We start from the raw sequence: 21164 nt of genomic DNA on the forward strand, positions 1-21164 counted from the left end.
TCCCGTGACACGGCGGTTGCACTTCTCCGACCGGCCCCGGGTGCGCACACTGGTGCGGTGGACACGGCGCGACGCGGCGGCACCGCCGAGATCCTGGTCGTCAAACCCCTCAAGCGGCGCCGGTGTTCGGCGTGCCGGCAGGGGCCGCTGGCCTACCACGTCCTGGAGACGGGCCGACCGCTGTGCCTGCCGTGCGCCGATCTCGGCCACCTGGTCTTCCTCCCCCGCGGCGACACGGCGCTGACCCGGCGGGCCCGGGCGGCCTCCCCGGTCTCGGCGGTCGTCATCCGGCTCAACCGGCGCCGCAACCGCTGGGAGCGCCAAGGGCTGTTCGTCGACGCCGACGCCCTCGCGCTGGCCCAGCGGCAGTGCCTCGCGGACGCCGCCGCGCGGGCCGCCCGCCGGGCCCGCGACGCGCTGCGCCGCAAGGCCGAGGACGTCCGGGTCACCGGCGCCCTCACGGCGGAGGTGCTGCGGCTGTTCCCGTCCTGTCCGCCGGTGCGTGCCGCCGCCATCGCCGCGCACGCGGCCGTGCGGGGCAGCGGGCGTGTGGGCCGCACCGCCGCGGGGCGCGCGCTGGACGAGGGCGCCGTCACGGCCGCCGTCCGGGCGTCCGTGCGCCACGGCGGCACCGCCTACGACGCCCTGCTGGCCTCCGGTGTCCCGCGCTGGGAGGCCCGGCAGCGGATCGCGGTGGAGGTGGACGGTGTCCTCGCGGCCTGGCGGGCGCCGAAAACCGTGTGACAGGGCCCTGGTGGGCCCCGCAGGCTGCGGGGATGACAGATCGCACGACCGTCCCGACCCTCTTCCCGCCGCCCGACTACGCCCATGCCGCCGTCGTCGAGGCCGGCGCCCGCCTCGCCTTCATGGCCGGCTCCGTCCCGCTCGACGCGGAGGGCCGCCTCGTCGGCCCCGGCGATCCCGTCGCGCAGACCCATCAGGTCCTGAGGAACCTCGAGGAGGCGCTGCGTGCGGTGGGCAGCGCGCTCCCCCACGTCGTCGCCACCACCGTGTACGTGGTCGCCCACGATCCCGCCGACCTCGGCCGCGTCTGGGACGTCGTCCGCGCCGGGGGCCTCACCGAAGGACCCCACACCTCCACGCTGGTCGGCGTCGCCTGCCTCGGTTACGCGGGGCAGTTGGTGGAGATCACGGCGACGGCAGTCGTGCCGTGAGGCCGAGCGCGGTGTCGGCCAACGGAAAGCGGGGCGTGGCGACTTCGCGCTTCCAGTAGCGATTGAAGCACTCAAACACCTGCATCGCAGTGGTTTTACGTTGGTCGCAGGGGGTCTGAGCTACGGATTTCGTTGTCCGGAGACTCTTGACGGGGGCTTAACGGCCGGGGTTTCATCCTCGGAACGGAAATCGACATTCCGTTCTGTGTTTCCCCGGTTCCCCGGTTCCCCGGTTCCTCGGTTCCTCGGTTCCTCGGTTCCTCGGTTCCTCGACCGGAGGCTGCAGCCCCCTTCAGCCCGACCTGATCGGATGCGCGCATGACCGACACGCTTCACCCGCCGGCGGCCCCGCACTCGCCCCTGGCCCCGCCCATCGAGGCGCCCGCGGCGCTGAAGCGGTCGATCGGCGTCGTCGGCGGAACACTGCTGACGCTCTCGTGCCTGACGCCCGCGTCGTCGTTGTTCGTCATCGTGCCGCCGCTCTTCGCGGACCTGGGGACGGGCACCGCGCTGACCATCGTGATCGCGGCGGTGCTCTGCATCGCGGTGGCCTTCTGCTACTCCGAGCTCGGCACGCTGATCCCCAGTGCGGGCGGCGAGTACGCGATGGTCGGCACGCTGATCGGCCGGCTGGCCGGATGGATCGTGTTCGTGCTGTCCCTGATCGTGGTCATGATCGTGCCGCCGATCATCGCGCTGGGCACCGGTGAGTACCTGGCGCCGCTCGCGCAGATCGATCCCAAGGTCGCGGGGGCGGCGGTCATGCTGCTGGCGACCGTGATGGGCCTGCTGGACCTGCGGGCCAACGCCTGGATCACCGGCATCTTCCTCGTGCTGGAGGTCGTGGCGGCCGGCATGGTGGCGTTCCTGGGCTTCTCGCACAGCGCCCGGCCCGCCTCGGTGCTGGTCCACCCGGTGACCCAGGGCGCGCACGGGCTGAGCACGGCGGTCACGGCCGGCACGATCGTCGCGGGCCTGGCGATCGCGCTGTTCGTGCTCCAGGGGTTCAGCACCGCCGTCTACCTGTCGGAGGAGATGGAGAACCCGCGCCGCACCGTCTCACGCACCGTGCTGTGGACGCTGGGCATCGGCGCGCTGGTGGTGATCGTCCCGACGATCGCCATCACGCTGGGCGCCCCCGACATGAACTCCCTGACGGCGGGCGACCTGTCGGCCCTGGTACGGGGCTGGAGCAACTCGGCGGTCGGCACCTTCATCAGCCTGTGCATCGCGCTGGCGATCATCAACGCGGGCATCGTGATGGTGATCCAGAACTCCCGTGTGCTGTACGCCTCGGCGCGCGACCGCGCCTGGCCGACGGCGGTCAACAAGGCGTTCGGGACGCTCAGCAAGCGCTTCGGGGCGCCGTGGATCGCCACGCTGGCGGTGGGTGTGCCGGGGGCGGTGCTGTGCTTCGTGCCCGTGGAGACCCTGAGCGGGGTGACGGGTGTCGCGGTCGCCGCGATGTACATCGTGGTCGCGCTCGCGGCGCTCGGGTCGCGCAGGGGCGGCCACAAGGAGCGCTCGGCGTGGCGCATGCCGCTGTGGCCGGCGGTGCCGGTGCTGCTGGTCGCGGTGCTGGCCTACGTGCTGGTCCAGCAGACCGCGCAGGATCTGGTGATCACCGGCGTGATCGTGGTGGCCTCCCTCGCCTACTGGTGGTTCTATCTCCGGCCGCGGCAGAGCACCCGCTGGGTGATCTCCGTGCCGGAGGAGGAACTGGGCCTCGACGGGCGCTGAGAGCGCCGCGCATCACCGCCGGCACCCGGTCCGGGCCGGGTGCCCGGGCGCAGGGTCCCGACTGCACCGCTTCGCCAGCGCTGTTGGCGCCACCGGGACCCACGGGCCCGGCGTCATGGGGAATGGCCCATGGGCACGGCGCGGAGACGGGCGGTGTCGCCGAGGACGGCGAGGGGTCCGTCGGTGTCGGTGCGGAGAACGGTGGTGCCCTGGGCGCGAAGGGCACCGATCGTGCGCGGTGAGGGGTGGCCGTAGGGGTTTCCGTAGGCTCGTGACTTGTAGTTGTAGCACGTCCGCCCTGGTCAGCGCTCACTATCCAGTGCCGCGGATGCTGCGGCCAGGAACTCGCTTTGAGCACCTAGGGCCGCCATCCGCGCACGCATCAGCGGACTTATGTCGTTCTGCACAAGCACCAGGCCGGTTAGGTCTCGGTAGTGGTTCACAAGGACTTCAGCAGACTCTGCGACGTGAGCCGGCCCTTCCAACCTCACGACTGCCAGGCACTGATGGAGCTTCGCTAGCGTGGCATCGATCGTCACATTCAGCTCAACCCTCGCCGCTGGCTCTAGATCGCGGTGCTGATCTTGGAGTGCGTAAATCTCTTCCCCTGCATTCAAGAGGGCAAGGTAAGCGTCCCGGCGAAGCTCACGATGCCGCACCGCTCGCTGCTCAAGTCGGTCACGCTCCTTCTCCGCACCCTCCTGGCGCCCCTTCAGAAGCGTGAAGCCCCCAGTAAGGACCGCGCCTGCTATCACGGCGCCAGCACCGACCACAGTCCCCCAGACATCCACCATGCGCCGCATTCAAGCAGCGGAGTCTGTACTGCGGGGGGGCGAATCCGGAGTTGACCAGCGGGCGGCACTACGCAGAAGGGTTCGCCGGCGGCAGCGGGTCAGCGACGAACGTCCCTAGCCCGACTTCCCCGCGCGTCCAGCCCTCTTCGCGCACGTGCTTCATAGCCTTCGATGCCGTCGCGTTCACAACTTCGAACTCTTGCGCGATTTCCAGCGTCGAAGGCACACGGCTTCCGGGCGGGTAGCTGCCGTCCTGGATGCGCCGGATGATCTCCGCTGCGATCTGCCGCCACAGCGGGCGCGTGCGGTCAAGCTCCATAGATCCAGCGTGGGTACCTACGGTCTTCTGTGCATCCGTAGATAACCGTGGATAACTGCGAGTACCGTGGAGAGCGCCAGAGACAGAAGCGCCCCGGCAGGAAGCGCCTACTTCCGTACCGGGGCTAAGCCGACTGATTTGGAGTCGACCTATGCGGGACCTTATCGCTGCGCTTGCCACGTGGCTGCTGCCCGGTCGCGGGAAGCGTCGTGCAGACGCACCCCAGCCGGCACGGCGCACAGGCACCGAACTGCCCCCTCACCGTTCCCCGCAGCCAACGGTGGTGATCGACGCAGACGACCTGCCGCTAGTGCCCCGCTACCTCGTCCACCACGAGCACGCAGAGGAAACACGGCGACAGCGGGAAAGGCGGCGTGCTCTCGCGCTGGCAGCCATGGGGCAGGACTTCATGCCGGAGCGTGTCGCATGAGTGACTTCGTCGTGCCCCTCAGCAACGCCGACTTCCCGCCGTGCATGAACCGGGGCGGTAACACGGACTTCCCGTGCATGCTCAGCGGCAACCACGCCTGCGACCACCGGGATTCAATGGGGAACACGTGGCCGCGCACATGCGGCGACCTTCCCGACGTGCCCCCTGACAGTTGGCGGCATGGGGCTTGTAACTTGCAGGCCAACCACAACGGCACCGACCACGTGAACGACGCGTGCCACACGTGGGCTTCGCAGACTCAGCCGGAACCCGTGCAGGGCATCGGTGGTCTGAGACTACTTCCGTGGACCGACGCGGATGGCAAGCCTGCGTACACGCCGAACGACAACCCGCATGGCGTGGTCGCGCAGATGGCAGACGACGTAGAACGCTCGCAGCTCAAGTTCGCCAGCGACATGCACGAGATGGCACGGCAGGTGCTTGCGGTAGAGCAGCCGCTTGAGCCCACGCAGGCGCGGTACCTGCTTGCGCAGTTGTCGAACGCGCTTGTGAACGTCGTGCGCGTCGCTGAGTCGCGTGGGCTTCGGCTGCCGAAGGACGAAGCCGATGATGAGTGACGGGTGGGAGTCGGCACCGTGGCCCGAAGCGATTGCCGCCGTCGTCGCGAGCTTCGCTGAGCCCCGTCCGCTGATGACGCTGCGAATCAGCCGGAACAGTGGCCGCAGCTTCAGCCCGGTGTGGGGCACGAGCGGTGACGAGCCGTTGCAGTCGTACGCGTGGCCGATGTGCTCGTGTGACATCTGCGTGCCTGGCGTCAGTTGGCGGCGCCTCGCTGGCTAGCAACGCAAAGAAGCCCCGTACTCACTAGCCACAGTGGCCAGTCAGTGCGGGGCTCCGTCGTTCACGCGGTCAGTAACTCCGATGAGCCACTGCGAATGTGCGGGTTGTGTGTGCACGGCTACCGATGGAAACATCCCGCTACGCAGTCAGCACCACTAAATCAAGACGTTCGGAGGAATGTATGTTTGGAAGACTCGGGGCACCGGAGCTGATCCTGATCCTGGTGCTGGTCATACCAGTCGTCGTGATCATCGCTGTCGTCCGCCTCACCCGCCGCAAGTCGCAGCCCCAGCCCAATGCGGCGGCATGGCAGCAGCACCAGCAGGGCCACAACCCGACAGCGTCGCAGGAGCGCCAGCAGTAGCCGCGAACACACCGAAGCCCCGTGGCGGCCCCAGAATCACGCCAGGGTCACTACGGGGCTTCGGTGTTGCCGTCTCGGCTTGAACCCTCTCAGCGCCGCTGCGATCAGCGGTGCGGGAGCCGGTTGACCGCGATCAGGGCGGTGGTGACACAAGACAGGGCCAGGAAGGCATTGAGAAGAAGAAGCATGCGCATGCGGCGGCGTGAATTCCTCGCGATCTGGACGTCCAGCGATTCGATTCGCTTCAAGTCGCAGTTAAGCGTTGAAGCAATTATATCAATCTCCGGGTCGGGTCCGTCGACAAGGAAAACGTAGCGGAGGACTTGTTTGCTGTGGAGCGGCGTACTGGGGTCCAACTCCACGCGGTTCGGGTGCTCGGTGGTGTTGAACGGTCGCCGGCCTGGCGATGAGAGCTGTTGGAGTACGCCTACTACGCGTCCAGTCGAAGTGATCTCGATGGGATGGCCGCTGAAGTGCGCGGGTTCAATGTCCTTTTTGCCCTCATTGAGTAGATGGACTTCGACGATGTGCGGGTGGCGAAGCCGAGTGCCGCTGAACTCGACCGTGAGTCTGCTTGTGTGCGCTGCGCCGTGCACAAGAGGGCTGATTGAGGCAGACCACTCAATGGTGCGCCGAGGCCAAACCGCCCTGTAGGACAGCCAGCCGAGCATGACCGCCGTAGGGATTGCCAGGACTGCCGCCACGGCACCCAATGCCGTCCAGAACGTCTCACTCGACCCATCGGCCAACATGCGCATCACGGGGTGTAGTTATACCGGCCAGTCGCCACGTCAGGTAGTCGGCTGCGTGGAGCCCTGCCAAATAGGCCTTCGGTGGCACGATAAGGGCAGTCACCGTGCGTGCGTGTGGCGCACGTCACATCGGGGTCTTTGAACTGGGCAAACCGGGCAGCGCCCTCCCCCGCGTCCTTTGGCCCAATGGGGTAAGGGTTACCTACCTACCCCTACCACCTGAATCGGACATCAGGGACGATTGCTCAGCGTGACTGCGCAACGCGTACAGCGCGGGGCCCGGCTATCCACCGAAGCTCTCTCCTGCTGTCTTGCGGGAGTGATGCGCCTTAGTCAGCGACTGCCAGTTGTCCGGGTCGAAGGCACGCGGCCCCAGCAGACCAAGCCCGTCACGGTGGTCTACTTCCTGCGCTGCTGGCCGAAGCGGCTCAGGAATCATGACGCACTCGGCACACTCGCAGTAAGGATGATCCCGGAGGTACGCCCTACTCTCCCGTGCCCATCGGTGCAGCAAATTTGAAGACGCGTCCTTGTGCGCTGACTTGTACCGTCTGCCGCTGCTGTCAGTTCGCGCGTGAGCACGACACTTGCCAGACCACGTAAGGCAGGGACAGCCGGCAACGGGGCAAGTCTGCATAGTGCGCTTACCCTGGGGTTGCGGACCCGGGGCGCACGGCTCATGAGCGCTGATCGCAGCCGGCTCAGCCTCAGGCTTCGGGGCAGTCTGCTCACGGTGAGGGGGCTGCGTCGGCCAGACACCATCCGCGGGCAGCACCATGCCCGTACTGAGCCACTGCGCGGCGTGTTCGTCGGCCACGTCGATCGTGTCCCCAGCGCTGTACTGCTGACCAGCGAGCACAAGTCGGTGGCCAACTCCGACACGAAGTTGCATGCGTACTCACTTCTCAACGAGAACGGGGGCCACTGCCAAGCACCACGCCCAGCAATGACCCCCAAGCCATCAGCGGCGCCCCAGCAGCGAATCAAGCCGCCCGGAGACCTTCGCCATCACGATCTCTTCGGGTTCATCTGCTTGAGATCCTCGCGGCTGAGCTGGTCATCGGTGGTCACTTGCTGATCACCTTCCCAACTCCAGCGCGCACGAGCTTCGCGGCCTTGTCCGCCGTGACGACGTAGGCGACGCCCTGTACAGCGATGGTCACCTTCGGCTCGGGCGGGAAGTCGCTGGAGCCATCCCCCCGCGGCTCCACGATCCCCTCAGCGGCGAGCAGCGCATCAAACTCGTCAACCTCCGCGGCGCCACGCGAACCAGCCTCAGCGCGCAAGTGCCCTGCTGCCGTGCGACCGTGGGCCTGGTGGGCCAGCACACGACGTCGGGCGGCAGCGGCGTGGAAGGCTGATCGCGCCCGCTCTGCTTCCCGTTGGGCCTTCTCGTACGCATCTGCGGCATCGGCGTACGTCTTGCCGGCGGCAGCCACGAGGGTCGGCACTGCTGCCATGTAGGCCTTGTGCAGCTCTCCACGAAGCCGACGCAGCTCCAGGCGCATTGCCTCACGGGCGCCGATGGCCAGGTTGCGCCGGTTACGCGCGTCGGCCAGTAGCGACGGCAGCGCCATGGGGTCGCGACCTTCGCGCACAGCCTGTGCACCGGCTTCACGGTCGCGCTCTTCCCAGTACGACTCAAACATTGGGTTCAGCACGTCGTCGTTCTCGCCGTCAAACTCAACGAGCTTTTCGAATGCTGCGTCGTGAGCGGCCATCGCTTTCTTGACGTTGGGCGGAAGGTCAATACCGCTAACGACAAAGTCCTGTGCGCCGGCAATAATATCGAGTGACATGGCGTGTTAGTCCTTTACTAGCTTACGCGGCTTGCGTATACGTGCGGGCACCAGCCCATTCACCTGGGGTGAACTGCATGCCATGGATAACACGCAGGAATCCGTCTCTCGGGTGCTCAGTCCAAGAGATCTCGTACCCCAGCGCGCGTACTACGTTCTCAAGTTCTTCGACTGTGGGGGGTCTGCCGAGCGAATACCGTTTGGCGTAGGCCCGCACCGCCCGATATAGCGCGTCCATCCGTGACCAGCGGCCCACATAAACACGCTCGGTGTTCAACTCGATAAAACGTAGGGCAATGTCGTTGGGAGGCAACCGAGCAGGTATGGCTGAGGCACTGTCCATAAGCGCACCTATCCGGGCGTACGCTGCGTCGGTGAGGATCCCGTCTGCTGTATCGACATCAAGGTCCAGCGGCAGCGGCACGTTGCTCTGGACGTACAGAACGGCATCTGCGCGGGTCGATGGCTTGGCGGCGAAGGTGTCGCCGTCCCAACCCTGTTGGCGGGCGATCGAATGAACGGCCGCACGCGCGGCCAGCACCCATTTACGCGTCTCACTGTTCACGAGACCGCCCGTCGAAGAATGGACAGGGCATTCAGCAGGTCGTTACGGCGGATTGTGTCGGTGGGTACCGTAACGATGTCCTCTACTACGTCAAGTGCGTCGGTAGGGTTCACGTTTCATCTCCAGGTCAGCAGCTAGGGCACCGAACGCGGTAGTGCGCACGGCAAGATTGGGAACTGCCGCTCCTCAGCGCTCACTCGACGTCCCCCAGCACAGCGTCATAGCGACCGGCGCTCAGCGCGGCTATACGCCAACTTTGCGTAGCAATAGCGCACGGTGCGCACTGGGGTGAGTAGTGCCCTACGTCGTCGCTGTACGCGATGAAGCGCAGGCCTTCCACGAAACGCAGCCGCGTCAACTGCCACTCATCCGCGGGAGCGCCGCACAATGCGCACGCGTGCTCAGTCGGTTCGCCACGCTCAGCGCGCACTTTGGCTACCGCTCCCACCATGGCGGCGTGTTGCTCGGGATACTGTCTTGCCCACCGTGCTAGCGCTCTTTCACGCGCGTGAATGGAGGCGCGCAGGCGGGCGTCTTCGCGAGACACAAGGGTTCCTCTGGGGTGACGGCGGATATGAAGAGCCCCCGCCCGGGGAATCACCACAGCGGGCCGTCACAGCCACTGCGGAAACTCCACCCGAGCGGGGGTCGTATATGCGGCGGGCTTGGTGACGGCGCCCGCGTGAGGCGGAAAACCTGCCTCTAATTAGTAACTGGTGTGTCGAAGGCTGGAAAGGCTGCTAATTGGAGCCTGATGGCACGTGATCTAGCTCACTCTTTGCGCTTGGCTGCGCGATAGAACGCGGTCTTGCACCGGCTGCCACAGAAGCGACGGGGCCGGCCGCTGCCTTCCCATCCCGCGTCTTGGCCGCAGTGCTCACACGCCTTGTCCCAGCGCTCGCCGTCGCGCCGATCGGCAAGTACGGCCCGTTCGGTCTGGAGCAGCGCGCACGACTGGGTGGCGTCCGCTTCGAAGTCACAAAAGGTCTGCTTACCGCGCCGGGGGCGGAACGTGGCGCCGCACAGCACACAGACGCGCTCGGCAGGCTGCTGCGCCTTCTCACGGCGGTAGGCGCGCATCTGGCACGTCCGCGAGCAGTAGCGCGTCTGTCGGCCAGTCAGCCACGTTCCGCACGCCTCACAGCCGGGGGTGTTCCCAAAGCCGATCACGGGATGTTCCTTTTCTCGATGAACCGTTACCGAGGTTCCGGTTGCTCTTAGAGACTCTTAGTTAAATCTGATTATTGGTAACCACAGATATAGAAAAGGAACAGACAGCTAACCAACCGGCTGCCGGTCCCTTCTGCGCTGTCCTCAGCCGGCCCGACGAGCTCGGTACACGCGCCGCTTGCACGTGTCCCCGCAGTACATGCGTGGACGCCCCGTAGCGGGCTGTACGAGCACGTTTCCGCAGCACTGGCAGGCTCCATCGGCTGTAGCGGCAGCTTCGGCGCGCAGTGCGTCCGAGATCCGTCTATGGGCTTCGGCTACAGGGTCACCGCCGCTGGCTATTGCGCTCCACAGCGCGGCTTCGGCTTCGCGGAGCAGCGACAGCAGCTCTGATCGGGTCATTGATTTCGTTCCTTTCGGGGACTACGGGCGTCCCTAAAGTGCGTTTCGTGGACACTTGGCGTGTCCCTAAAGGCGGTTTCGGGACGGGCGTAGTCCCCGAAAGAGGGTTACGGGACACGGCAAGTCCACGAAAGTCCCTAAACTCAGGCATGGAAAAGCCGCCCGGCGCAGTGCCAGACGGCTTTCCTTGTGTGTCACAGCGGCTACACCAGCGCTAGGCCGGCCTTCCGCTGCGACTGCTTCTCAGCGTGGATCCCCAGCAGGGTCAACCGCTGGGCCTGCAAGTGCGGATCGTCGCCCATGTTGTCCCGGAAGGCACGGGCGAGTCGGCCACGGTGGCTGTGCTGTTCTGACGTCCACGACATGATGATCTCGATAAGGGTGTTGGCGTTCACGGTCTCTCTCTCCTCTGCGCGTGAAGATGCCTACACAGAGGAGTGGCAGCGTCGAAGGCCTACCCTGTTCATGGCCGCCGTACTGGCCGCCGGCGAGACCGTGCGGGCACGCGGATAGTCGGCGCACCTGCTGCCATCTCCTGCGGGAATCCTTGCAGCGCGCTCAGCAGCGCCTCAGAAGCCCGGATTTGTGCGCGGGTTCGCTCGTTCCCGTTTCCGGCGACCATGGCCGTGTACAGGCCCGTAAGTCGGCCGTTCAGCTCTGCTATCTCCGCTGCCGCACGGTCATTGTGTGTATCGCGTCGCGGGCCGCTCGTGGTTTGTGGCATAGTGGTGCATTCCTCTGTTGAGGACAGCGGCCCCGGTCGATCCGGCAAGATATGCCCGGGGCTGCTGCCATTTCTGTGCTGTTCTTTGGTGTTGACTAGACAGCGGTTAGGGCTTCTGCCTCAAGATCGGACGCTAGGTCGCGCATCACGTCGGCAGCTCCGCTGTAGAACTCGTGCCGCAGTTCGAAGCGCACCCTGCTTTCGTCAAGTCGCAGGTACTTGCCGCGCTTTGCTTTTACGACGATCAACCGTGCGCCTGCATCAACGAGCATTGCGCGCCTGCCCGCCGTGTCCGCGGCCTTCCACTCGTCCGCGAAGGTGCGGCCAACGTGCACGACTTCAGTGCGGGGCTCCGTGGCTTCGCGTGCCTCAAGTTCGGCAAGCCGTGTGTCCAGCGCATCCGCACGCTTCTGCCAGGCAGCCCGCGCCGAATTGGACTTCTGCCGTCCCTGCTCGCTCATGTGCGCTTCATATTCGGCGGTAGTCGCGGCAATCTCCGCCTGCGGGCTGTAACCGGGAATGGTCTTCGTCCGTGTGAGCCTGAGGCTGCCGGCAGCGCGCAGGAACTCCCGCTCAGCGAAATCGTCTGCCCACTCGCGTTTCACAGTTGCGCGTGCTTCGCACGAGTGTCCGCGCGTGAAAGACCCACATTTATACGTTTCCGTGCCGCCTGCCCGCTGTAGGTACATACGCTCACCACAGCCAGCGCACATGATCACGCGCAGGAGAAGCGAAACGGTGTCGACGCGCTCCGCCCCGTTGTTGTCCACGGACAGCTCCGCGAAGAGCGCGCCTACTGCGTCGAACTCTTCGCGCGTCAGAATCGGCTCAGCGGTAGCCATGACCGGCGCACCTTCGCTGTCACGGACGGGGCGGTCCCCGGTCGTCTTCCAACCGAGAATGCGCTCAGAAGTGAGCACTCCTTTGACCGTGCCGTGTCGCCAGGCGAAGCGTCCGCGGGTGACTGTCTCGCCTGCCTTGCCGCCCGTCTTCCCACCGGTCTCGCGTCCCTGCCGCAAACTCCAGTAGTCGCGCGGAGAGGGTATGCAGTCGTCGTTGAGCGCAGTTGCGATTGCCGCAGCGGACTTGCCGTCCACAAGTTCGCGGATGATCCGCTCAATCACTGGCACGGTCTCCGGGTCCTGCACCAGCGTCCACCCGCCACCTTCGAGCGGAGCGGGCATGTACCCATACGGTGGCCGGCTACCACGCCAGCGAAGTGGCATCACACGCATGGCCGCCTGCGCGCTCGTGACGCGCTCACGGATGGACTGAGCTTCGAACTCCGCAGCGAACGCGAAGATTTGCAGGATGAGTTGCGTGATCAGGTCTACGCCGTTGCGGAAGTCCAGCACGAGCCGTCCGCCCGGACCCTCAGCGAAGACGATCATCTTTCGATGCACGCGCGCCCACTCCACGAGCACGTTCATGTCCGCCATGCTGCGGACAAGCCGGTCAAACCGCCAGCACACAAGCGCGTCGAACTCGTCGGTGCGCTCAGTCAGCCACGGTCCCAGCTCCGGACGCTGAAAAGGTGTGGTCTTGCTGGCGGACACCCCCAGGTCGACAGCTTCCCGGTCGCCCAGGTCGATACCCAGTGACACGGCTGCCGCGCGATTCGCCGCCCGCTGACGCTCAGGGCTCGTGGTTTCGTCCGTCAGCACGGACAGCCGGAGCACGCTGACTCCGCGGAGTGTGGTGGTAGTCGTCACGTGAGGATGTGCGTGTGTCGAAGGCTCATGGCCATTGACCTGCGCAGATGCGGTCATGGTGGGTGGCTCCCAGGACTACTAATCGAGAGCCTTCGGGTTGTCCCTGCCGCAGCTGATGAGGGCCAGCCGGGGGCGGAGCCGGGCGAGCAGGGCGGGGTCCTGGTAGGCCGAGCCGTGATGGGCGACCTTCAGCACGTCGATGCGGCCCAGGTCGGGCGCGGCCGTCAGCAGGGCCCGCTGGGCGTCGGGTTCGAGGTCGCCGAGGAGGAGCACGGTGAGCCCGGCGATGCGTACAAGGAGCGTCACGCTGGCGTCGTTCGGATTGGCGTCGTCTCCGACGGGGAGGGCCGTGGGCGCGGCCGGGGGCCACAGGACGCGCCAGTCGAGCGGGCCGAGGCGGCGGTGCTCGCCCGCGGCGGCACGGATCACGGGTACATGGGCCGCGGCCGCCCGGGCGCGGACGAAGGCCGCCTGGTCGGCGGGCTCGTCGAGGGTGGTCGTCTCGATGGCGCCGACGGCCCGTCCGCGCAGGACGCCGGGGAGGCCGTCGACGTGGTCGGCGTGGAAGTGGGTCAGGACGAGGAGCGGGACGGCCCGGATGCGCAGCGACCGCAGGCAGCGGTCGACCAGTCGGGGTTCGGGCCCGGTGTCGACGACCACCGCGGTGCCCTGGCCGCCCGCCGAGAGCACCAGGGCGTCGCCCTGACCGACGTCGCAGGCGACCATGCGCCAGTCGGGCGGCGGCCACCCCGTCACGGCCCGGGGCAGCGGGACGGGCCGGACGACGGTCAGCGCGACCAGCAGCACCGCCGCCGCGCACAGCCAGGGCCGGCGCAGCAGACGGCGGCCTGCGGCGACGACGGCCGCCACCACCGCCGCGAGCAGGAAGGCGCCCGTCCATGTGCCCGGCCAGTCCACCGTGGCGCCGGGGAGGGCGGCCCCGTGCCGGGCGACGGCGGCGATCCATCCGGTGGGCAGACCGGCGAGCCAGGCAAGGGCCTTGGCGGCGGGCATGAGCAGCGGCGCGGTGGCCAGCGCGGCGAAACCGAGCACGGTGGCGGGAGCGACGGCGAGTTCGGCCAGCAGGTTGCACGGAACGGCGACCAGGCTGACGTGGGCGGCGAGCACGGCGATGAGCGGGGCGCAGACGGCCTGGGCGGCGGCGGACGCCGCGAGGACCTCGGCGAGGCGGGGCGGGATCCGTCGGCGGCACAGGGCCTCGCTCCACCGCGGGGCGAGCGTCAGCAGGGCTCCGGTGGCCAGCACGGAGAGGGCGAAGCCGTACGAGCGGGCGAGCCAGGGGTCGTGGAGGAGCAGCAGCAGGACGGCCGCGCACAGGGCCGGCAGGAGTGAGCGGCGCCGCCCGGTGCCGATGGCCAGCAGGGTGATCAGGCCGCAGGCCGCCGCGCGCAGCACGCTGGGGTCGGGACGGCACACCACGACGAACGCGAGCGTGAGCAGTCCGCCGAGCACCGCGGTGGTGTGCAGCGGGAGCGCCAGTCGCGGGGCCAGGCCCCGGCGTTCGGCGCGCAGCGCGATGCCGGGCGGCCCGATGAGCAGGACCAGGACGAGGGAGAGGTTCGACCCGCTGACGGCGGTGAGATGGGTCAGGTCGGTGGCCTCGAAGGCCTCGTGGAGCTCCGGGCCGATGCGCGTGGTGTCTCCCACCACGAGACCGGGCAGCAGGGCGCGGGCGTCGGGCGCCAGGTGCTCGGAGGCCGTGCGCAGGCCCGCGCGCAGCCCGCCGGCGAAGCGCTGCACGGCCGACGGCTGCCCGACGGCGCGCGGTGGTCCGCGCACGGACAGCACCGCGGCGACTCGGTCGCCCGGGTGGGCGGGCGGGGCCAGCCGGCCTTCCACGAGGAGCCGCGTCGAGGGGAGCAAGGTCATCCAGGGGGCGACCGGTTGCCGGGCGACGAGCAGCACGGGCGTGCGCACGGCGGTCGTCGTGCCGCGCGCGGTGACACGCACCGCCTCGGCTTCGAGCAGCACGGCGGCGGGCGCGCGGGCCGCGCCGCGCACATGGGGCCGGATCGTCCGGGGGTCCGCGGTGAGGGTGATCTCGACGCGGGCGTGCGCGTGTTGGGCGGCGAGGCCCGGCAGCGGGCCCCGGTGGAGGTCGGCGGCGTGCAGGACCGCCACGGCGGCGGAGGCGGTGGCGCAGAGCAGCGCGGCCGCCACCGCCGTGAGGGTGCTCACCGGCAGGCTCCGCCGCAGGAGCCGGGGCGCCAGGAGCAGGCCCGCCCCCACGAGCGCCCCGGCCGCGCAGAACCCGGTCGCCACTGCCCCGGGTGCGCCGAGCGCGACGCCCGCGGCGATCCACGCGGCCAGGGCCGGCAGGACCAACCGCAGGTCCGCGGGCCCCTCTTGACGCGGATGGGACGAGCCCCGGGGCGAGGCCGCTTCCGCGTGCACCGCGGGGCGGCGGGTGCTCACGGCGTCACCAGCGGTTTGAGGTCGGCGAAGCGGCGGTCGCCGATGCCGTTGACGTCCCGGAGCTGGTCGACGGAGGTGAAACCGCCGTGCTGGGCGCGGTACTCGAGGATGTGCCGTGCCAGGACCGGGCCGACGCCGGGGAGGGTGTCCAGCTGATCCGCGGTGGCGCCGTTCAGGCTCACGGCGGCGGGCGGGGCGGGCGCGGCGCCCGGTGCCGCGAGGACGGGCATGCCGGGCGCGGCGGCCCGGCCGACGACGATCTGCTCGCCGTCGGCCAGCCTGCGGGCGAGGTTCAGGGCGCTGGTGTCGGCCCCGGGCAGCGCTCCCCCGGCCGCCTCCAGCGCGTCGGCGACCCGCGCCCCGGTCGGCAGCCGCCGCAGACCCGGGTGCCGGACCTTGCCGGCCACGTCGACGACCAGGGCCGCCTGCGGGCCCGGCTCCGGACGCGGTGTGCGGGAGCCGGCAGCCGCGGGGGCGGCCGCGGCCGCGGCCGCGGGGAGCGTGGCGACGGCCGGGGGCACCGCGACGGTGCGCGGCCTCCCCGTCCAGAAGTGGTGCGCCGCGAAACCGATCGCGACGACCAGCACGACGGCGAGCGCGAGCGCGGTCCTCGGCTCCATCCCGCACCGCAGCGCGAACCACGTGGGCAGCCGCTCGGTCAGCGCCGGCCGCCAGGCCGTACCGCGCCGACTCGCAGGTCGGAATGGTCCCGGCGGCTCCAACCCGCTCCGCGGTCCGTGCCGGGCGGCCGCCCCACGCGGCGGCGCAGCACCTCCCCGGACGGCATCGGGCACCTGTGACTCCCCGTCCGCGCCCACGTCGACGTCCGCACCCGCATCGACGCCGACGGAACCACCGCGCGACGCGGGCCCGTTCAGCACGGCGGGCGGGCGCACGGGCGGCGGGTCGAAAAGCGCCGCGGCGCGGTCGCGGACGGAGTTGGTGTGAAGGTGCCGGTGACGGCGGCTGGTTGCGGTGATCGGTCCCATGTCCGCGACGGTAGGCCCCGCCCGGCCACCGAGATGATCTTGCTCAATTCCTGTGGACAACCCCGCCGTTGTGGATAACTCCGTCACCCGCAGGGGTTGCGCACCCACGCCCCTCGGAGCCGGGAGCCACCTGTCCCCCGTCCCACCTCACAGGGGTGAGACCACCGCCCCCAGCAGCCCCGGCCCCGTGTGGGCGCCGATCACCGCGCCGACCTCGCTGAGGACGAGGGTGCGCAGCTCGGGGAGCCGGCTGCGCAGGCGGTCCGCGAGGCCGGAGGCGCGGTCGGCGGCGGCGAGATGGTGCACGGCGATGTCGACGGGCCGGGAACCGGCGCGCTCGACCACGATCTCCTCCAGGCGCACCAGCGCCTTGGACGCGGTCCGCACCTTCTCCATCAGCTGGATGCGGCCCTCGTCGAGTTGCAGCAGCGGCTTCACCGCGAGCGCCGAGCCCAGCAGGGCCTGGGCGGCCCCGATGCGGCCGCCGCGCCGCAGGTAGTCCAGGGTGTCGACGTAGAAGTACGCGGACGTGTCCGACGCGCGCTTCTCCGCCGCGGCAACGATCTCGTCGGAGCTGCCGCCCGCCTCCGCGGCCTCGGCCGCGCTGAGTACGGGGAAGCCGAGGGCCATGGCGACCATCGCGGTGTCCACCACCCGCACCGGCACCGGCGCGCTCCCCGCCGCCAGCCGAGCGGCGTCGTACGTCCCGGAGAACTCGGCGGACAGATGCAGGGAGACGATCTCGGTGGCCCCGGCCTCCGCCGCCGCGCGGTAGGCGGCGGCGAACTCCTCGGGGCTGGGCCGGGACGTGGTGACGGGCTTGCGGCGCAGCAGGGCTCGGGCGACCGCGGGGGCGGAGACCTCGGTACCCTCTTCCAGCGCTTCGTCGCCGATGACCACCGCCAGCGGGACCACGGTGATCCGGTGCCGGGTCAGGGCCTCCTGCGGCAGGTAGGCCGTGGAATCGGTGACGATGGCGACATGGGACGACATGTGCGGGAGGTTACCCGCGCCGAAGGCCCGGCAACAGTACGGCCCCGCTGAGGTGAACGCGAGTGGGGCTCCCGGTACACGCGAACCGGGCAGACCACCCCCGCCGGCCCGGCCCGCCCGTCCTGACCGCGCTCACAGCGCCTTCGGCGGACGCTCCGCGGACGCGGACGCCCCCGGGCCCGGCTCGGGCAGGCTCGCGGGCGCCCAGTGCCGCAGGGCGCCCGCCTCCAGGTCGATGTCGCGGCCCAGCGCCGCGAGGTCGTCGTCGGCGAAGCGCCGGGCCCGGTCCTGGGCCGCCCAGCGCAGCGAGTCGGCGGAGTGGGTGATGCGTCGGGTGCGCTCCTCCAGGTCGCCCAGGCGCGCGGCGATGCGGGCGCGGTCGGGCTCGCGTTCCAGGAGCTTGAGTTCGGCGTCGAGTTCCGTGGCATGTCCGCGCAGCCGCCGGAAGAGCGCGACGGCCTCGCTGAGCCCGGTGTCGTCCGCGGCTCGGGCCTCCAGGGCCGTCTCGGTGCTGGTGACCGAGGTGCGCAGCGCCAGCCGCAGTTCGGCGAGCTTCCCCGCGGGGCCGGGCTGGGTGTAGCGCCGGGCCTTGAGACCGGTGTCCTCCACGACGCGCCGGGCCTCGATGCTCGTACGCTCCACGCCGCGCCGGACCGCCCGGGCCGTCCTGACCGCGGCCACGAGGCCGAGCGCGACGAAGGAGGCGAAGAGCAGCATGATCAGGGCGACGGCGACATCCACGGCGGCTCCTTTGCCCGGTCGGCCCGATCCGCTCGATCGGCTGTATGCCCACCGTAAACGGCCGGGGGCGGACGAGGGTTCCGGGGAAACCCTCATCCGCCCCTGAGATCCGGAGCGCGGCAGTCGCGGGACCGGCGACCCCGCGAGCGAGCCGCCGATCAGGCCCGCTGCCTCAGCCCGTGACGATGTTGACCAGCTTCGGCGCCCGGACGATCACCTTGCGCACGGCCGCACCGTCCAGGGCCGCGACGACCGCGGGGTCGGCCAGGGCCTGGGCCTCCAGGTCGGCGTCGGAGATCGCCGGCGGGACCTCCAGGCGGGCCTTGATCTTGCCCTTGATCTGGACGACGCAGGTGACGGTCTCGTCCACCACGTACGCCGGGTCGGCCACCGGCAGGTCCTCGTGCGCCAGGGACCCCTCGTGGCCCAGCCGCCGCCACAGCTCCTCGGCGATGTGCGGGGCCAGCGGGGCGATCAGCAGCACCAGGGGCTCGGCCACGGAGCGCGGCAGGGCGCCGCCCGCCTTGGTCAGGTGGTTGTTCAGCTCCGTGATCTTGGCGATCGCGGTGTTGAAGCGCAGGCCCTCCAGGTCCTGGCGGACGCCGTCGATCGCCTTGTGCAGGGCGCGCAGGGCGTCCTCGTCCGGCGCGGCGTCCGTGACCGTCACCTCGCCGGTCGCCTCATCGACGACATTGCGCCACAGGCGCTGCAGCAGCCGGTACTGGCCGACGACGGCGCGGGTGTCCCACGGGCGGGAGACGTCCAGCGGGCCCATCGCCATCTCGTACAGGCGCAGGGTGTCGGCGCCGTACTCGGCGCAGATCTCGTCCGGCGTGACGGCGTTCTTCAGGGACTTGCCCATCTTGCCCAGCTCGCGCTTGACGGGCTCGCCGTCGTACACGTAGCCGCCGTCGGCCTCCTCGACCTCGGTGGCCGGGACGGGGAAGCCCCGGCTGTCGCGGTAGACGTAGGCCTGGATCATGCCCTGGTTGAACAGCTTGTGGAACGGCTCCACGGACGAGACGTGGCCCAGGTCGAACAGCACCTTGGACCAGAAGCGCGCGTACAGCAGGTGCAGCACGGCGTGCTCGGCGCCGCCCACGTACAGGTCGACGCCGCCGTGCGGCTGCCCCTCGCGCGGGCCCATCCAGTACTGCTCGATCTCGGGGTCGACCAGCTTCTGCCCGTTGTGCGGGTCCAGGTAGCGCAGTTCGTACCAGCACGAACCCGCCCAGTTGGGCATGGTGTTGGTCTCGCGGCGGTAGCGGCGCACACCCCGGCCGTCGCCCAGGTCCAGGTCGACGTCGACCCACTCCTGGTTGCGGGACAGCGGGGTCTCCGGCACGGTGTCGGCGTCGTCCGGCTCGAAGGTGCGCGGCGAGTAGTCCTCGACCTCGGGCAGCTCCAGCGGCAGCATCGAGTCGGGCAGGGAGTGGGCGACGCCGTCCTCGTCGTAGACGATCGGGAAGGGCTCGCCCCAGTAGCGCTGACGGCTGAACAGCCAGTCGCGCAGCCGGTAGTTGATGGTGCCCTGACCGATGCCGCGCTGCTCCAGGTGCTCGATGACCTTGCGCTTGGCCTCGGTGACCTCCAGGCCGTTCAGGTCGATCTCGTCGTTGGCGGAGTTGATCGCCGGACCCTGGCCGGTGAACGCCTCGCCCTCCCAGCCCTCCGGGGGCCGGACCGTGCGCACGATGGGCAGGTCGAAGACGCCTGCGAACTCCCAGTCGCGCTCGTCCTGGCCGGGGACGGCCATGATGGCGCCGGTTCCGTAGCCCATCAGGACGTAGTCGGCGACGAAGACCGGGATGCGGGCGCCGGTCAGCGGGTTCACGGCGTAGGCGCCGCTGAAGACGCCGGTCTTGTTCTTGCCCTCGGTCTGCCGCTCGACGTCCGACTTGGACTGGGCCTGCTTGCGGTACGCCGCGACGGCCTCGGCCGGGGTGTCCGCACCGCCGGTCCAGGCGTCCTTCGTCCCCTCGGGCCACGCGGCCGGCACCAGGGTGTCGACCAGGGGGTGCTCGGGAGCCAGCACCATGTAGGTGGCGCCGAACAGGGTGTCGGGCCGGGTGGTGAAAACGGTGATCGGCGTGGACCCGTGGCCCTCGACGGCGAAGTCGACCTTGGCGCCCTCGGACCGGCCGATCCAGTTCCGCTGCTGCAGCTTGATCGCCTCGGGCCAGTCCAGCCCGTCCAGGTCGGTCAGCAGGCGGTCCGCGTAGGCGGTGATGCGCATCATCCACTGGCGCAGCTTGGCCTTGAAGACCGGGAAGTTGCCACGCTCGGAGCGGCCGTCGGCGGTGACCTCCTCGTTGGCCAGCACGGTGCCCAGGCCGGGGCACCAGTTGACCGGCGACTCCGAGGCGTACGCCAGCCGGTACTCGCCCAGGACGGCGTCGCGCTCGACGGAGGTCAGCTCGGTCCAGGGACCCCGGCCGCCGGGCGTCTCCCGCACGCCCTTCTCGAACTGCTCGATCAGCTCACCGATCGGGCGGGCCCGGCCGGCCTCCTCGTCGTACCAGGAGTTGAAGATCTGCAGGAAGATCCACTGGGTCCAGCGGTAGTAGTCCGGGTCGATCGTCGCGAACGACCGGCGCTTGTCGTGGCCCAGGCCCAGCCGGCGCAGCTGCGACCGCATGTTGTTCATGGCGGCCTCGGTGGTGACCCGGGGGTGCTCACCGGTGGCCACGGCGTGCTGCTCGGCGGGCAGGCCGAAGGCGTCGAAGCCCAGGGTGTGCAGCACGTTGTGGCCGGTCATGCGCTGGAAGCGGGCGAAGACGTCGGTGGCGATGTACCCCAGGGGGTGGCCGACGTGCAGTCCCGCGCCCGAGGGGTACGGGAACATGTCCATGATGAACTTCTTGGGCTTGGCCAGTTCGCCGTTCCCGGCCAGGTCGCCGGTGGGGTTGGGCGCGGCGAAGGTCTGGTTCTCGTCCCAGAAGTCCTGCCAGCGGCTCTCGATGTCGGCGGCCAGCGCGGCCGTGTAGCGGTGGGGCGCGGCCGCCTCTGCGGCGGGGGTGGTCTCGCTCATCGTCCTTCGTACTCCATCGCTGTCATGACGGCCTGCGGCCCGGCCGTACGGGGTGTCTGCCTGCGGAAACGAAAAAGCCCCTCGCACAGGAGGGGCGCCGCACTGACATCGATCCTGGTCAGCGCGGCTTGCTAAGCAGAAGGCGTACGGCATGCATGGGGTCAGGTTACCGCAGAGCCGTAAGGGCCCGCACCGAGGTTCCCCCCGGTGCGGGCCCTTACGTGCCG

The 21164-nt window shown here is 69.3% G+C and carries 18 protein-coding genes; 5 read left to right on the forward strand and 13 right to left on the reverse strand.

Annotated elements, in window-relative coordinates; genetic code table 11:
- Positions 1 to 57: 57 nt before the first annotated feature.
- The 3 genes from ACIP64_RS07175 to ACIP64_RS07185 all read left to right on the forward strand — a co-directional run bounded on the left by ACIP64_RS07175 (position 58) and on the right by ACIP64_RS07185 (position 2915).
- Positions 58 to 744 (forward strand): DUF2293 domain-containing protein, encoded by a 687-nt coding sequence (locus tag ACIP64_RS07175; RefSeq protein ID WP_401582715.1) that lies wholly within the window; start codon positions 58 to 60, stop codon positions 742 to 744.
- A 32-nt stretch (positions 745 to 776) separates the two neighbouring features.
- Positions 777 to 1175, forward strand: a complete 399-nt coding sequence (locus ACIP64_RS07180; RefSeq protein ID WP_401582717.1) for a RidA family protein — start codon at positions 777 to 779, stop codon at positions 1173 to 1175.
- Positions 1176 to 1493: 318 nt separating this feature from the next.
- On the forward strand, positions 1494 to 2915 hold the full coding sequence (locus ACIP64_RS07185) for an APC family permease (protein WP_401582718.1): 1422 nt from the start codon (positions 1494 to 1496) through the stop codon (positions 2913 to 2915).
- 302 nt (positions 2916 to 3217) lie between these two features.
- On the opposite strand, the gene ACIP64_RS07190 is transcribed toward ACIP64_RS07185, so the two are convergent.
- On the reverse strand, positions 3218 to 3709 hold the full coding sequence (locus tag ACIP64_RS07190) for a hypothetical protein (RefSeq protein ID WP_401582720.1): 492 nt from the start codon (positions 3707 to 3709) through the stop codon (positions 3218 to 3220).
- A 67-nt stretch (positions 3710 to 3776) separates the two neighbouring features.
- Positions 3777 to 4028 carry a GntR family transcriptional regulator gene (locus ACIP64_RS07195; RefSeq protein WP_401582722.1) on the reverse strand — a complete coding sequence of 84 codons (252 nt, stop codon included), beginning with the start codon at positions 4026 to 4028 and terminating at the stop codon, positions 3777 to 3779.
- Positions 4029 to 4454: 426 nt separating this feature from the next.
- On the opposite strand from ACIP64_RS07195, the gene ACIP64_RS07200 reads away from it, so the two are divergent.
- The gene (locus tag ACIP64_RS07200) at positions 4455 to 5036 is read left to right on the forward strand and encodes a hypothetical protein (protein ID WP_401582724.1); all 582 of its coding nucleotides are present in this window, start codon (positions 4455 to 4457) and stop codon (positions 5034 to 5036) included.
- 446 nt (positions 5037 to 5482) lie between these two features.
- Positions 5483 to 5623 carry a hypothetical protein gene (locus ACIP64_RS07205; protein WP_401582726.1) on the forward strand — a complete coding sequence of 47 codons (141 nt, stop codon included), beginning with the start codon at positions 5483 to 5485 and terminating at the stop codon, positions 5621 to 5623.
- 104 nt (positions 5624 to 5727) lie between these two features.
- On the opposite strand, the gene ACIP64_RS07210 is transcribed toward ACIP64_RS07205, so the two are convergent.
- The 11 genes from ACIP64_RS07210 to leuS all read right to left on the reverse strand — a co-directional run bounded on the left by ACIP64_RS07210 (position 5728) and on the right by leuS (position 20937).
- Entirely contained in the window at positions 5728 to 6384 is a 657-nt protein-coding gene (locus tag ACIP64_RS07210; protein ID WP_401582727.1) for a hypothetical protein, read from the reverse strand.
- 1058 nt (positions 6385 to 7442) lie between these two features.
- Positions 7443 to 8174, reverse strand: coding sequence for a hypothetical protein (locus tag ACIP64_RS07215; RefSeq protein WP_401582728.1), 732 nt, complete (start codon positions 8172 to 8174; stop codon positions 7443 to 7445).
- A 22-nt stretch (positions 8175 to 8196) separates the two neighbouring features.
- The gene (locus ACIP64_RS07220; RefSeq protein WP_401582730.1) at positions 8197 to 8739 is read right to left on the reverse strand and encodes a hypothetical protein; all 543 of its coding nucleotides are present in this window, start codon (positions 8737 to 8739) and stop codon (positions 8197 to 8199) included.
- Positions 8740 to 9510: 771 nt separating this feature from the next.
- Complete coding sequence (locus ACIP64_RS07225; RefSeq protein ID WP_401582731.1) at positions 9511 to 9819, reverse strand: hypothetical protein; 309 nt, start codon at positions 9817 to 9819, stop codon at positions 9511 to 9513.
- 695 nt (positions 9820 to 10514) lie between these two features.
- Positions 10515 to 10706, reverse strand: coding sequence for a hypothetical protein (locus ACIP64_RS07230; protein ID WP_401582732.1), 192 nt, complete (start codon positions 10704 to 10706; stop codon positions 10515 to 10517).
- A gap of 424 nt (positions 10707 to 11130) precedes the next feature.
- On the reverse strand, positions 11131 to 12699 hold the full coding sequence (locus ACIP64_RS07235) for a recombinase family protein (protein WP_401582734.1): 1569 nt from the start codon (positions 12697 to 12699) through the stop codon (positions 11131 to 11133).
- A gap of 126 nt (positions 12700 to 12825) precedes the next feature.
- Positions 12826 to 15183: a ComEC/Rec2 family competence protein gene (locus ACIP64_RS07240; RefSeq protein ID WP_401582736.1), complete on the reverse strand. Its 2358-nt coding sequence runs from the start codon at positions 15181 to 15183 to the stop codon at positions 12826 to 12828.
- Complete coding sequence (locus tag ACIP64_RS07245) at positions 15180 to 15803, reverse strand: helix-hairpin-helix domain-containing protein (protein WP_401582737.1); 624 nt, start codon at positions 15801 to 15803, stop codon at positions 15180 to 15182. Before ACIP64_RS07245 ends, ACIP64_RS07240 begins: the two co-directional genes overlap by 4 nt.
- 516 nt (positions 15804 to 16319) lie before the next feature.
- Positions 16320 to 17165: a DegV family protein gene (locus tag ACIP64_RS07250; protein ID WP_401582738.1), complete on the reverse strand. Its 846-nt coding sequence runs from the start codon at positions 17163 to 17165 to the stop codon at positions 16320 to 16322.
- A gap of 132 nt (positions 17166 to 17297) precedes the next feature.
- Entirely contained in the window at positions 17298 to 17906 is a 609-nt protein-coding gene (locus tag ACIP64_RS07255) for a hypothetical protein (protein ID WP_401582739.1), read from the reverse strand.
- A 172-nt stretch (positions 17907 to 18078) separates the two neighbouring features.
- On the reverse strand, positions 18079 to 20937 hold the full coding sequence (gene leuS, locus ACIP64_RS07260; protein WP_401582741.1) for a leucine--tRNA ligase: 2859 nt from the start codon (positions 20935 to 20937) through the stop codon (positions 18079 to 18081).
- Positions 20938 to 21164: the final 227 nt, after the last annotated feature.

It is taken from the genome of Streptomyces sp. NPDC088733 (assembly GCF_044751185.1).
In the GTDB taxonomy this organism is placed as follows: Bacteria; Actinomycetota; Actinomycetes; order Streptomycetales; family Streptomycetaceae; genus Actinacidiphila.

Bases quoted from the DNA above. Each gene is read 5' to 3' on its own strand.
- ACIP64_RS07180 (WP_401582717.1), top strand. From the start codon at position 777: ATGACAGATCGCACGACCGTCCCGACCCTCTTCCCGCCGCCCGACTAC.
- ACIP64_RS07185 (WP_401582718.1), top strand. From the start codon at position 1,494: ATGACCGACACGCTTCACCCGCCGGCGGCCCCGCACTCGCCCCTGGCC.
- ACIP64_RS07190 (WP_401582720.1), bottom strand. From the start codon at position 3,709: ATGGTGGATGTCTGGGGGACTGTGGTCGGTGCTGGCGCCGTGATAGCA.
- ACIP64_RS07195 (WP_401582722.1), bottom strand. From the start codon at position 4,028: ATGGAGCTTGACCGCACGCGCCCGCTGTGGCGGCAGATCGCAGCGGAG.
- ACIP64_RS07200 (WP_401582724.1), top strand. From the start codon at position 4,455: ATGAGTGACTTCGTCGTGCCCCTCAGCAACGCCGACTTCCCGCCGTGC.
- ACIP64_RS07215 (WP_401582728.1), bottom strand. From the start codon at position 8,174: ATGTCACTCGATATTATTGCCGGCGCACAGGACTTTGTCGTTAGCGGT.
- ACIP64_RS07225 (WP_401582731.1), bottom strand. From the start codon at position 9,819: ATGCGCGCCTACCGCCGTGAGAAGGCGCAGCAGCCTGCCGAGCGCGTC.
- ACIP64_RS07245 (WP_401582737.1), bottom strand. From the start codon at position 15,803: ATGGAGCCGAGGACCGCGCTCGCGCTCGCCGTCGTGCTGGTCGTCGCG.
- ACIP64_RS07250 (WP_401582738.1), bottom strand. From the start codon at position 17,165: ATGTCGTCCCATGTCGCCATCGTCACCGATTCCACGGCCTACCTGCCG.
- leuS (WP_401582741.1), bottom strand. From the start codon at position 20,937: ATGAGCGAGACCACCCCCGCCGCAGAGGCGGCCGCGCCCCACCGCTAC.